The following is a 12,381-nucleotide window of genomic DNA, read 5'->3' as shown; positions in this document are numbered from 1 at the left end:
CGGCCGGACGATCAGTGACACGGAGGATGGAAGAAAAAAATTCATTCCGATGTACGGAACATCGTCCCCGGCCGGCTTGACACTGTTTTGGCTCTTCCAGACTATACGCACATCGCAGTACCCGCAGCACCGTCAAGCGCATACAAGAACAGCAGAACATACGAGACACCAGCCACACCCGTCGTAGCAGTCCGCACGTGTGAGCAACACCATCACGTCAGCATCAGCAGCAGTTCGCTGCCGCCACTCCCGCAGGAGTCACGGCGCACAGCGTTCACCGGATCCCGGTCACGACCGGAACCGGCACCACCGATCAACCGAAACGACAACGCGCAGACCGGCGCGAGGGCGCAGCTTTGCCCGTCGTTTCCCGCACAGGAAAAAAGATGAGCACTCCCCGCATGCTGGAAGGAAAGGTCGTCATCGTCACCGGGTCCGGTGGCGGCATCGGACGTGAAATCGCGTTGGCGATGGCGCAGCAGGGCGCCGCCGTGGTGGTCAACGACATCGGTGTCTCGCTCACCGGTGAAGGCGCCAGCGCCGGTCCGGCGCAGCAGGTGGTCGATGAGATCCGACAGGCCGGTGGCCAGGCTGTGGCCAACACCGACAGCGTGGCCGACGCCGCCAGCGCGGCACGCATCGTGGAGCAGGCAGTGCACAGCTTCGGTCGCGTCGATTGCGTGGTCAATAACGCCGGCATCCTGCGTGACGCCCTGTTTCACAAGATGAGTGGCGACGAATGGGATGCCGTGATCAAGGTCCACCTCTATGGCGCCTATCACGTCAGTCGCGCTGCGGCGCTGCACTTCCGCGAACAGCAATCGGGCAGCCTGGTGCACATGACCTCGACCTCGGGCCTGATCGGCAATCTGGGTCAGGCCAACTATTCGGCCGCAAAATTGGGACTGACGGCATTGTCCAAATCGATCGCACTGGATATGCAGAAATTCAATGTGCGCTCCAACTGCATCGCGCCGTTTGCGTGGAGCCGCATGATCAGTTCCATCCCGGTCAAGAACGAGGAACAGCAGGCCAGGGTGGACAAGATCAAGCGCATGACGCCCGACAAGATCGCGCCGCTGGCCACTTATCTGGCCAGCGACGCTGCCGCCGACGTCAATGGCCAGGTCTTCACGGTGCGCAACAATGAGATCTTCCTGATGAGCCAGCCGCGTCCGCTGCGCTCCATCCACCGTGGCGAGGGCTGGACCGCACAGACCGTGGCCGAGCATGCCATGCCAGCCCTCAAGGCCAGCTTCGTACCGCTGGATCGCTCCGCCGATGTCTTCCAGTGGGACCCGGTCTGAACCGGTCACGGCAACGAGCCCATCATGAGCATCGATTACCAGACCCTGAAGAACTGGCAATTCCCGGTCCTGCAGCACGCCTACGACGCCGATGACACCATGCGCTATGCCTTGGCAGTGGGACTGGGAGCCGCCGCCACCAGCGACGACGGGCAACGCGACGGAGCCCTGCGCTACGTCTACGAGGCCCGCCTGCAGGCCTTGCCAAGCATGGCGGTGATCCTGGCGCACCCCGGCCTGTGGATGGGCGCGCCGCAAGCCGGGGTGGACCTGCTCAAGGTCGTCCATGGTGAACAGCGCCTGCGTCTGCATCGCCCATTGCCGGCCAGCGGCAGCGTGGTCGGCCGCTCGCGGGTCAGGGCGGTGATCGACAAGGGGCGTGACAAGGGCGCGCTGCTGATCGTGGAGCGCGAATTGCGCGATGCCGGCGGCGAGCTGTTGGCAACGGTGGAACAGACCAGCTTCTGTCGTGGCGACGGCGGCTTCAGCGATGCGCACACGCCAGCCGATGCCCCGTCGGCGCCCATGCCAACGGTCCCGATGCGCGCGCCAGATCTGCATTGTGACCTGCCGACCCGGTCGGAGGCGGCACTGCTGTATCGCCTCTCTTCCGATCGCAACCCATTGCACGCCGATCCACAGACCGCCCTGCGTGCCGGTTTCGGGCGGCCCATCCTGCACGGCCTGGCGACCTATGGCATCGCCTGCCACGCCCTGCTACGCAGCTGCTGCGATTACGACGCCAGCCGCCTGTGCGCCCTGGCCACGCGCTTTTCCGCCCCGGTCTACCCGGGTGAAACCCTGCGTACCGAAATCTGGCGTGACGGTCGCCACCTGCAGTTCCAGATGCGTGCGCTGGAACGCGACGTGATCGTGCTCGCCAACGGTACCGCCGAAATGACCGATGCCACGCCTTCGAACTTCTCCACGGAGACCCCATGACCAGCAACAACCAGCCGATCCGCTCCGACATCGCCTTCAGCACGGCCGACCGCATCGTGGTGCGCGGCAAGAGCTTGCCCGACGACATCCTGGGCAAGATGAACCTGGGCGACTTCGCCTACCTGCAATTGACCGGCAAGACTGCCACGCCGCAACAATCCAACATGTTCAACGCCCTGTTGATCACGCTGGTGGAACACGGCATCACTCCCAGTGCGATCGCCGCACGCATGACCTATGCCGGTGCGCCGGAGTCGCTGCAGGCGGCAGTGGCAGCCGGCCTGTGCGGACTGGGTACGGTCTTCGTCGGCACCACCGAAGGCGCCGCCCGGATGCTCTACGAAGCCTTCGAACAGGCCGGCGACGAAGCTGACCTGCCGACCCTGGCAGTGCAGACGGTGGCGCACTATCGCGAGCGCCGGCAGATCATCCCCGGGCTTGGCCATCCGGTGCACAAGCCCATCGATCCACGTACCCCACGCCTGTTCGCGCTGGCGCAGGAGAACGGCATGGCGGGACGCTATGTGCAACTGATCCAGCTGATCCAGCAGGAGGCCGAACGGGCCTCCGGCAAGCAGCTGCCCATCAATGCCACCGGCGCGCTGGGCGCCATCTGCTGCGAGTTCGGCTTTCCCTGGAAGATCGTGCGCGGCTTCGGCGTGATGGCGCGCGCCATCGGCCTGGTCGGCCATCTGCTGGAGGAATCGGAGTCGCCCATGTCCTATCAGCTGTGGCACGAGATCGAAGCCCGCGCCAGCGCCCACCTGCGCGAGCAGGAGTAAGGGATGAGCGCCATGGAGGACAGTTCCGTACTGTGCAGCTTCGAGCAGGGCGTGGCCAGCATTACGCTGAACCGGCCGGAGCGGCTCAACAGCTTCAACGACGCCATGCATGAGCAGATTCGTGCCTTCCTTGATCGCATCGAAGCAGAGTCGGGCTTGCGGGTGCTGGTGTTGACCGGTCGCGGACGCGCCTTCTGCGCCGGCCAGGACCAGAGCGACCGCGCGCCGCTGCCGCCCGGCCAGCAGCGCGATCTCGGTGCAGCCCTGGAGCGTTACTACAAACCCCTGATGCTGCGCCTGCGTGCCTTGCCGGTGCCCGTGGTGTGCCTCATGAATGGACTGGCGGTGGGCGTAGGCGCCACCCTGGTGCTGGCTTGCGACATCGTCATCGCCACTCGCTCGGCCTACTTCATGCAGGGTTTCTCACGACTGGGCTTGATGCCAGACGGCGGTGCCACGCAGTTTCTGCCACAGCGCATCGGCACGGCGCGCGCCCTGGGGCTGTGCCTGCTCAACGAGCGGCTGGATGCCGAACAGGCGGCCAACTGGGGCCTGATCTGGCGCTGCGTGGACGACGCACAGTTCGAGGCGACCAGCCAGGCGCTGGTGCAGCAGCTGGCCGGCAGCGCCACCCGTGCCCTGGGTCTGACCAAGGCCGCCATCCATGCCGCCGCCCACAACGACCTGGCACGCCAACTCGACCTGGAGACCGAGGGTCAACGTGCGCTCGGCCATACCGATGACTACCGGGAGGGCGTGAGCGCTTTCCGCGAAAAACGCAGCCCCGTCTTTCGGGGGCATTGACGGTACAAACCGGCGCGGCCATCCGACCAGCGCCTATCACAAGCGAGGAGACAAGGAGATGAACATGAGCAAGTGGAACAAGGCATGGACGGCCGGGATCATGGCCTGCGCACTGACAATGTCTGCCGCACCGGGTCTGGCGCGCGCGGGGGACATAAGCATCGGCGCGCTGTTCCCGATGAGTGGCCCGAACGCTTCCTATGGCGACATCTTCGGTTCAGGTGCCAATCTGGCGGCCGACCACATCAATGCCGACCAGATGCTGGGCGGCAAGCTGAGCATCCAGTACGAAGACAGCCAGGCGCTGCCGCAACAGGGGGTGATCGGCATGAACAAGCTGGTCAACGTGGAGAAGGTTCCTTATGTACTGTCGGCCTTCACCGGCGTTTCCAAGGCCATTTCCACCATTGCCGGACGCAGCAAGACGGTCGCCGTCAACGGCGGCGGCGTGGGACCGGACCTGGCCGAACTCGGTCCCTATTTCTGGAACATCATCCCGCTGGCCAACTATGAAGTGCGGGCCATCATTCCCTACCTGATCAACGAGCGCAAGCTGAAGAACTTCGTGCTGATCTATGTCGATGACCCGCTCGGCCAGGCCATCCGCAAGGAAATGGAAAGCGTGCTGCCCGGTGCCGGTGGCAAGCTGGTAGAAGCCCTGTCGGTGCCGGCCACGGCGCAGCAGTTCGGCGGCATCGCCGCGCGTGTGCGGGCCGCCAATCCGGACGTGATCTACGTGGCCTCCTACGGCTCGCAGCAGTCGCAGATCGTCAAGCAGTTCCGCGACAACGGCATCAAGCAGCAGTTCGCCAGCTATACCGCCTTCTCGATTCCGGAGATCAATGCCCTGCCCGAGGCCGCCGGCTCGCTCTACACCTCGCAGAACATCGACTGGAATTCACAGGATCCGGTGACGCGACGCTTCGTCGACGACTACCGCAAGAAGTACAACAAGATGCCCACGGCCTATATCGCCAACTACTACAACGCGGTACGCATGTTCGGCCTGCTGGCACAGCAGCTGATCAAGAAGGGACTGCCTGTCACCGGTGAGAACCTGCTCAAGCAGCGCATCGAGAGCGCCAGCTTCGACCTGGTCGGCGGCAAGGTCAGCTTCGCGGCCAACGGTACGGTCACCATGCCGATGCAGATCAACGAGATCGACGGCAAGGGTGGCAAGGTGGTCAGCACCTCGGCCCGCTGATCCGGTATCCCGGCCATCGGTGCAACTACAGGAGCGTGCCGTCCGTCGCCGGACGGCACCCGGAGGATCCAGACATGCTATTGCTACAGCTATTGATCAATGGAGTACAGGTGGGCGCCCTGTATGCGCTCATTGCGGTGGGGTTTTCGCTGATCTTCGGCTCCACCCGCATCTTCCATTTCGCCCACGGCTCCACCTTTACCATCGCCGCCTACGTCTTCTATGACCTGCTGTCCATCGCGCAGTGGCACTGGAGCCTGGCGGTACTGGCTTCGGCTGCAGCGGCGGTCCTGTTCGGACTGGCGCTGAACCGCTTCGTGTATGTACCGATCCAGAAGCACGAGGGATCGTTCTTCACCGTCTTCGTCGCTTCCTTCGGGGTCGGCATCGTGGTACAGAACCTGTGCGGCATGCTGTTCGGACGCAGCTTCGTGGCCGTCAGCACACCGCTCTCGCGCAGCGTCGAATGGCTGCCGGGGCTATATGTGTCACCGCTGGCCGGCATTGCCATCGTGATCGCGCTGCTGTTCTTCTTCGCACTGCAGCTCTTCCTCATGCGCACCCATACCGGCATGGCCATGCGCGCCCTCTCGGAGAACCCGGAACTGGTGCGCGCCTACGGCCTGTCGCCGCGCCGGCTGTCGATGATGGTGTTCGCACTCGGTTCGCTGCTGGTGGTGCCGGCAGCGCTGCTGTCGGCGGCCGGCTCGGGACTCAATCCAGCCATCGGTCACCACGTCATGCTCATCAGCCTGGCCGCCACCATCGTGGGCGGTGTGGGCAGCCTGCGTGGCGCCGCCTGCGCCGGCCTGTTGCTGGGCCTGGCCGAAAACCTGGCGCTGGCCTGGTTCGAGCCGCAATGGAGCGAGGCCATCACCTTCATCGTGCTGTTCCTGTTCATCCTGTTCCGCCCCTCCGGCTTCTTCGGTCGGGTCGCCACCAGCTGAGGCCACCATGCTTGCCTATCTCCTGAATCTGGCCACGCTCATGTGCATCAATGCGGTGCTGGCCATCACGCTCAATTTCATCATGGGCTATGCCGGCATCTTTTCGATCGCCCATGCCATCTTCTTCGGCGTAGGGGCCTATAGCGCGGCCTGGCTGGCGCTCCACGCCAGCGCCAACATCTTCCTGGTGATCCCGCTGGCCATGCTGGTGGCCGGCGCCCTGTCGCTGGTACTGGCACTGCCGGCGTTGCGGGTACGCGGCGAATATTTCGTGGCCGCCTCGCTGGGGCTGCAGGTCCTGGGGGTGACCGTGTTCTCCGAATGGAAGTCGGTCACCGGCGGGCTGGGCGGCATGATCGGTATCCCGCCCGCCGAACTGTTCGGGCATGCCGTGGCCGATCCGGTGCAGTTCCTGCTGCTGGCACTGTGCTGCCTGATCCCGGTACTGCTGCTGACCAGCGTGCTGTTGCGCTCCTCGTTCGGTCGCAATCTCAAGGCCATCCGCGACAGTGAATCGGCCGCGCATGCCTGCGGCAAGAACGTGGCCGTGATCAAGACGTTGTCGGTGGTGATCTCGGCCATGCTGGCCGCGGTGGCGGGCGCCCTCTACGCGTTCTACATGGGCTTCATCAATGTCGAGAGCTTCATGCTCGACACCTCGGTACTGCTGATGGCCATGGTCATCATCGGTGGCACCGGCACCCTGCTCGGCCCCCTGGTAGGCACGGTGCTGCTGATGCTGCTGCCGGGCGTGTTCAGCTACATGTCCTTCCTGCCGCAGACCGAGATCGGCTCGATCCAGCAGATCGCCTATGGCCTGGCCATGGTGCTGCTGATGATCTATCGCCCCGGCGGCATCGTCGGTTCCTCGTCCGCACGACCCGCCAAGGAGAAGGCCGCATGAATGCCATCACCGAACACGAAGGCGCCATGCAGGCTGCGCTTGCGCCGCAGGGCGATGGCGAAGTGCTGCTGTCGATACGCCACCTCAACAAGAGCTTCGGCGGCTTGAAGGTGACCAACGATGTGAGCCTGGATCTGCGCGCCGGCATCGTCACCACGCTGGTCGGCCCCAATGGCGCGGGCAAGACCACGCTGTTCAACCAGATCACCGGCCATCTGGTCCCGGATGACGGGGAGATCCTGTGGCGCGGTCAATCCCTGATCGGTCGCCGCCACTTCCAGATCGCGCGCATGGGCATCGCCCGTACCTTCCAGGACCTGCGCCTGTTCAACCAGATGAGCGTGGAAGAAAACGTGTTGACGGTGATGGAGCCGGTGTCGTGGATCTGGCAACCGGGCGGGCGTGCCGCGCGCCAGCAGCGCCTGGAACGGGTGCACGATATCCTGGCACGCACCGGCCTGGCGACCAAGGCGCGCACCCGTGCCCTCGACCTCTCCTATGCGGAACGCAAGTTTCTCAGCATGGCCCGCATCATGGCCGCCGATGCCCGCATCTGGCTGCTCGACGAACCGGCCTCGGGCCTGGACCGCAGCTCCTACGAGCGCTTCCTCGGACTACTGCGCAGCGAGGTCGCCAAGGGCGTGACGGTGTGCATCATCGAACACAACCTCGACATCGTGGTCGGCATTTCCGACCGCATCGCCTTCCTCGATCAGGGCAAGCTGCTGGCCGATGGCCTGCCGGACGAGGTACTGAAGAATCCGCACCTCGCCGCCATCTATTTCGGAGACCAGACCTCATGAATGCCCAAGTCCATCCCGACCCTGCCCCGGCCCTGCTGGAAACCCGCCAGCTGGTGGTGGGCTACGGCGGTCGTCCGGTATTGCGCGATTTCGATTTCCGCCTGCTGCCGGGCGAAGTGCTCTGCCTGATCGGACATAACGGCGCCGGCAAGTCGACCCTGTTGAAGACGCTGTTCGGTCTGGTCGCCCGCCAGGAAGGCCAGGTGCTGCTGGACGGCCAACCGCTGGCGGTAGTGGAACCGCGTCGCCTGTGTGCGGCCGGTGTCTCGCTGGTGCCGGAGGGACGCGGCGTGTTTCCCGGACTGACGGTGGCCGAGACCATGAAGACGGGGCTGTGGGCCGCCGGCGTAGCCGAAGGCGAACGCCAGGCACGACTGGACTGGGTGATGTCGGTCCTGCCAGCGCTACGGCAGTTCTACGGGCGCCGCGCCGGCACCCTCTCGGGCGGCCAGCAACAGATGGTTTCCATCGGCCGCGCACTGCTGTCGCGGCCACGCTGCCTGCTGATGGACGAACCCTCGATCGGTCTGGCACCCAAGTTGTTCCAGGACCTGCTGCAACCGATCCGGCAACTGCAGCGCGAGACCGGCATGGCGATCCTGCTGGTGGAGCAGAACGTCAAGCAGGCCCTGAAGATCTCGGATCGGGTGGTGGTCATGAAGTCCGGTGCCATCATCCGCGAAGCCCTGCCCGCCGAACTGGACGACAACGCCAAGCTGATGGAGCTGTACTGATGCCCGACCAAACTCTGCAAACTCCGCAGACCCTGCTGACCCTGCCCGCTCTGCTGGCCCGTCATGTGGCCGAACGCGGCGACGCCACCGCCTTCATCGTCGATGAAGAGCGCATTACCTACGCACAATTCGATGACATGGTCCGACGCAGCGCAGCCTGGCTGCAGGCGCGCGGCGTCAAGCCCGGCGACCGGGTGGCGCTGTGGCTGGTCAACCGCATCGAGTGGTTGGCGCTGTACTTCGCACTGGCGCGTCTGGGCGCGGCCGTGATGACGGTCAATACCCGCTATCGCTCGCACGAGCTGGCCTACATCCTGGAACGTTCCCAGGCCAGTCTGCTGGTGTTGCAACTGAACTTCCGCAAGATCGATTTTCCGGCGGTGCTGGCCGATGTGCCGCCGCAAGCTGCGGCAGCGCTGCGCGAGGTGGTGGTACTGGATGCCGGCGATGCGCCACCCGCGCAGGTACTGGGCAAACCCGCAGTGCGCTTCGATCTGCATCGGCTGCCGCCGGTGGCCGCCGACGACCCCATCACGGCCGCCGCACCGGATATGGCCAGTATCCTATTCACCACTTCAGGGACCACCAGTGGTCCCAAGCTGGTGCTGCATAGCCAGCGCACGATCTGCCTGCACAGCCAGCGCGCGGCGCCGGCCTATGGCTTCAGCGAGGATGGGGTGCGGCTGCTGGCGGCCCTGCCCTTCGCCGGCGTGTTCGGATTCAATGCGGCGATGGCGACCTTCGTTGCCGGCCAGCCCATCGTGATGATGGATACCTTCGATGGAGAACAGGCCGCGCAGCTCATCGTGCGCCACGCGGTCACGCATGTCTTCGGCAGCGACGAGATGTTCCGTCGCATCATCGAACACGGACAGGGCGAACGCCCCTTCCCCAGTGCACGCGTATTCGGTTTTGCCTGCTTCCATCCGGGCGTGGTGGAATTCACCGAGGCCGCCTGGGCCAGAGGCATCCCCTTGATCGGTCTGTACGGCTCGTCCGAGGTGCAGGCACTGTTCTCGCTGCAAGCGCGCGCGTTGCCGCTGTCGGAGCGCATTCTCGGCGGTGGCCTGCCGGCCAGCCACGCTTTCGGCGTGCAGATCCGCATCCGCGACATCGACAGTGGCGAGCTGCTGGGTCCCGGCCAGAGCGGCGCCATCGAAATCCGCGCCGATACCAACTTCGTGACTTATCTGAACAACCCCGAAGCCAGCGCCCGCGCAATGGACGCCGAAGGCTACTTCCGTACCGGCGACGTCGGATACCTGCGCGCCGATGGCAGCTTCGTCTATCTGACTCGCCAGGGCGACGCCATGCGGCTGGGCGGCTATCTGGTCAGCCCGGTGGAAATCGAGGATGTCATCAAGACCGTGGCCGGGGTCGCCGATGTGCAGGTGGTCTCGGTGGATATCGGCTGCCAGGCGCGGCCGGTGGCCTTCGTCATCGCCGCGCCCGACGCCCGTCCCGATACGCAGGCCATCCTGCGCAGCGCCAGCCAGAACCTGGCGCCCTTCAAGGTGCCGGCGCATGTCTGGTTGGTCGATGCCTTCCCGACCACCCAGAGTTCGAACGGCACCAAGATCCAGCGCGCCAAGCTGCGCGACATGGCGCTGCAACGGCTGACCGCAGCCGCCTGACCCTTTTGCCCACGGAGCCCGCATGCCTTCCCTCTACCTCGAAGATTTCCAGCCCGGCCAACGCTTCACCAGCGGCGGACGCACTCTCACGGAGACGGACCTGACCATGTTCTCGATGCTGTCCGGTGACTGGAACCCGATCCACGCCGATGCCGAATTTGCGCGCCACACGCGCTATGGTCAGCGCCTGGTGCATGGCACCCTGGGCATCGCCCTGTGCACCGGGATGCTGCACCAGCTGGGCATCTTCGAACACTCGGTGATTGCCATGCTGGGCTTGCGCCAGTGGGAGTTCAAGCAACCCATCCTGGTGGGCGACACACTGCACCTGGAGCTGGAGATCCTGACGGTGGAAGCCGGCAAGAGCGGACGCAGCGGCAAGCTGGGACGACGCTTCCGGCTGCTGAACCAGCGCGGCGAGGTCGCCCAGGAAGGCGACAGCGAGGTCCTCGTCCTCACCCGCGAAGGCGCGCGCCAGCAGGCGCAGTCGGTGCAGTCATGAGCGCGCAGGTGTTGCGGGAGGACTGCGATGGGCTATGCACGCTGACGCTGAACCGGCCCGACAAGCTCAATGCCCTGACGGTAGAGATGTTCCAGCAGTTGCACGCCCACCTGGGTGCGCTGGAACAGCAACAGGAGCACATCGGTGCGGTGCTGCTGCGTGGTGCCGGCCGCTGCTTCTCGGCCGGCAACGATCTGCACGACATCGCCGCCGGCCAGGCCCTGCCGCTGCCGCATCTGCAGGCGCGCACCATCGATCGCCTGGCGCGGCTGCCGCAGGTGGTGATCGTGGCGGTGCACGGCCATTGCTACACCGGTGCGCTGGAACTGGCGCTGGCCGGCGACCTGATCGTCTGCAGCCGCTCGGCCAGCTTTGCCGATACCCATGCGCGCTGGGCGCTGACGCCGTTATGGGGCATGAGTCAGCGCCTGCCAAGACGCATCGGCGTGGCCCGTGCGCGCGAGATGATGTTGCTGGGCCGGCGTTACGACGGTCAGCGCGCCGCAGAGATGGGGCTGGCCAATCTCTGCTTCGACGATGCGCAGTTCGAGACCGAACTCCAGGCACTGGTACGCGAGCTGCTGGCCGGCTCCTGGTTCTCTCACCGCGCCACCAAGCGCCTGCTGGAAGAGACTGATGGGCTGCCCCTGGCGGCCGGACTGGCGCACGAAGTATTCCGCAATGCCGGCAAGGGCCCGGACATGGCCGCACGCATCGCCGCCTTCGGCCAGGCCAGCGGGAGGACGGCATGAGCGCCGCCACCCTGGCGGCACGGCTGCGGCTGCCGGTGATCGGCTCGCCCATGTTCCTGGTGTCCAATCCGGCGCTGGTGACGGCGCAATGCGGGGCCGGCATCGTCGGCGCCTTCCCGGCCCTCAATGCCCGTCCGCAGGAACAACTGGAGCAATGGCTGTGCCGCATCGAAGAAGACCTGGACGCCCTGCGCCAGGCCCATCCTTCGCGCATCATTGCGCCCTATGCAGTGAACCTGATCGTGCATCCCTCCAACCAGCGCCTGCAGGATGACCTGGCCACCTGCGTGCGCCACCGCGTGCCGATCGTCATCACCTCGCTGCATGCGCCCGAGCAGGTAGTGGCTGCGGTACATGCCTATGGCGGTATCGTGCTGCACGATGTGACCACGCTGCGCCATGCGCGCAAGGCCATCGCCGCCGGTGTGGATGGCCTGATCCTGGTCTGCGCCGGGGCCGGAGGGCATGCCGGCGCGCTCAGTCCGTTCGCCCTGGCGGCCGAGGTGCGCCGTCTGTTCGACGGGCTGCTGGTACTGGGCGGTGCCATTTCCGATGGACGCGGCATCCTGGCGGCACAGGCCCTGGGCTGCGACCTGGTCTATATGGGAACACGCTTCATCGCCTCGGAAGAATCGGCGGCGGCACCGCTGTACAAGCAGATGATCGTGCAGGGCAGCACCGAGGATATCGTCTATACCCCCTACTTCTCCGGCGTCCCCGGCAATTACCTCAGACCGAGCATCCGCGCCGCCGGCCTCGATCCCGACCAGCTTAGAGAGGCGCCGGTGCAAGGCATGGATGTAGCCCGCCCCAAGCGCTGGAAGGACATCTGGGGCAGCGGCCAGGGGCTGGGCGCCGTCAGCGAAGTGCTGCCGGCCGCAGGCATTGTGGAGCAGCTGGTCGAGCAATACCGGCAGGCCAGGGAAGCGCTGGGCCGGTTGCCCTAGCCACACCATCGTCCCGCAGGCCGGGACAGGCCCGCCGTCGCCCGCCACCAACGATGGCATGACGACAATGCAATGCACAAAACCGGGGCGGCGGCGATGACCCCGGCGTATCTTTTCCT

General features: G+C 65.3%; 13 protein-coding genes. All 13 read left to right on the top strand.

Going from position 1 to position 12,381, the window contains the following annotated elements; all coding sequences use genetic code 11:
- Positions 1 to 401 precede the first annotated feature (401 nt).
- The 13 genes from ACEOAC_RS03330 (at position 402) to ACEOAC_RS03270 (ending at position 12,262) form a co-directional block, all read left to right on the top strand.
- Positions 402 to 1,307 carry an SDR family NAD(P)-dependent oxidoreductase gene (locus ACEOAC_RS03330; RefSeq protein ID WP_077236144.1) on the top strand — a complete coding sequence of 302 codons (906 nt, stop codon included), beginning with the start codon at positions 402 to 404 and terminating at the stop codon, positions 1,305 to 1,307.
- 24 nt (positions 1,308 to 1,331) lie between these two features.
- Complete coding sequence (locus ACEOAC_RS03325) at positions 1,332 to 2,249, top strand: MaoC family dehydratase (protein ID WP_241811198.1); 918 nt, start codon at positions 1,332 to 1,334, stop codon at positions 2,247 to 2,249.
- Complete coding sequence (locus tag ACEOAC_RS03320) at positions 2,246 to 3,031, top strand: citryl-CoA lyase (protein ID WP_077236147.1); 786 nt, start codon at positions 2,246 to 2,248, stop codon at positions 3,029 to 3,031. Before ACEOAC_RS03325 ends, ACEOAC_RS03320 begins: the two co-directional genes overlap by 4 nt.
- A gap of 3 nt (positions 3,032 to 3,034) precedes the next feature.
- A complete protein-coding gene (gene paaG, locus ACEOAC_RS03315; RefSeq protein ID WP_413628684.1) occupies positions 3,035 to 3,835 on the top strand; it encodes a 2-(1,2-epoxy-1,2-dihydrophenyl)acetyl-CoA isomerase PaaG in 801 nt (266 codons plus the stop codon).
- 64 nt (positions 3,836 to 3,899) lie between these two features.
- Positions 3,900 to 5,039 carry an ABC transporter substrate-binding protein gene (locus tag ACEOAC_RS03310; protein WP_413444691.1) on the top strand — a complete coding sequence of 380 codons (1,140 nt, stop codon included), beginning with the start codon at positions 3,900 to 3,902 and terminating at the stop codon, positions 5,037 to 5,039.
- A 74-nt stretch (positions 5,040 to 5,113) separates the two neighbouring features.
- Positions 5,114 to 5,986, top strand: coding sequence for a branched-chain amino acid ABC transporter permease (locus ACEOAC_RS03305; RefSeq protein WP_039873933.1), 873 nt, complete (start codon positions 5,114 to 5,116; stop codon positions 5,984 to 5,986).
- Positions 5,987 to 5,993: 7 nt separating this feature from the next.
- On the top strand, positions 5,994 to 6,890 hold the full coding sequence (locus ACEOAC_RS03300) for a branched-chain amino acid ABC transporter permease (protein WP_006461441.1): 897 nt from the start codon (positions 5,994 to 5,996) through the stop codon (positions 6,888 to 6,890).
- The gene (locus tag ACEOAC_RS03295; RefSeq protein ID WP_077236152.1) at positions 6,887 to 7,693 is read left to right on the top strand and encodes an ABC transporter ATP-binding protein; all 807 of its coding nucleotides are present in this window, start codon (positions 6,887 to 6,889) and stop codon (positions 7,691 to 7,693) included. The genes ACEOAC_RS03300 and ACEOAC_RS03295 overlap by 4 nt, the downstream gene beginning before the upstream one ends.
- Positions 7,690 to 8,427, top strand: a complete 738-nt coding sequence (locus ACEOAC_RS03290) for an ABC transporter ATP-binding protein (protein WP_413444690.1) — start codon at positions 7,690 to 7,692, stop codon at positions 8,425 to 8,427. The genes ACEOAC_RS03295 and ACEOAC_RS03290 overlap by 4 nt, the downstream gene beginning before the upstream one ends.
- On the top strand, positions 8,427 to 10,061 hold the full coding sequence (locus ACEOAC_RS03285; protein WP_413444689.1) for an AMP-binding protein: 1,635 nt from the start codon (positions 8,427 to 8,429) through the stop codon (positions 10,059 to 10,061). The genes ACEOAC_RS03290 and ACEOAC_RS03285 overlap by 1 nt, the downstream gene beginning before the upstream one ends.
- A gap of 22 nt (positions 10,062 to 10,083) precedes the next feature.
- Entirely contained in the window at positions 10,084 to 10,563 is a 480-nt protein-coding gene (locus ACEOAC_RS03280) for a MaoC/PaaZ C-terminal domain-containing protein (RefSeq protein WP_006461437.1), read from the top strand.
- A complete protein-coding gene (locus ACEOAC_RS03275) occupies positions 10,560 to 11,315 on the top strand; it encodes an enoyl-CoA hydratase/isomerase family protein (protein ID WP_006461436.1) in 756 nt (251 codons plus the stop codon). Before ACEOAC_RS03280 ends, ACEOAC_RS03275 begins: the two co-directional genes overlap by 4 nt.
- Entirely contained in the window at positions 11,312 to 12,262 is a 951-nt protein-coding gene (locus tag ACEOAC_RS03270) for an NAD(P)H-dependent flavin oxidoreductase (RefSeq protein WP_413628683.1), read from the top strand. Before ACEOAC_RS03275 ends, ACEOAC_RS03270 begins: the two co-directional genes overlap by 4 nt.
- Positions 12,263 to 12,381 lie beyond the last annotated feature (119 nt).

The organism is Herbaspirillum frisingense (assembly GCF_047325095.1).
Classification (GTDB): Bacteria; Pseudomonadota; Gammaproteobacteria; order Burkholderiales; family Burkholderiaceae_D; genus Herbaspirillum; species Herbaspirillum frisingense.
The sequence above is the reverse complement of the archived record's forward strand: the minus strand, read 5'-3'. Positions and strand labels throughout refer to the sequence as shown.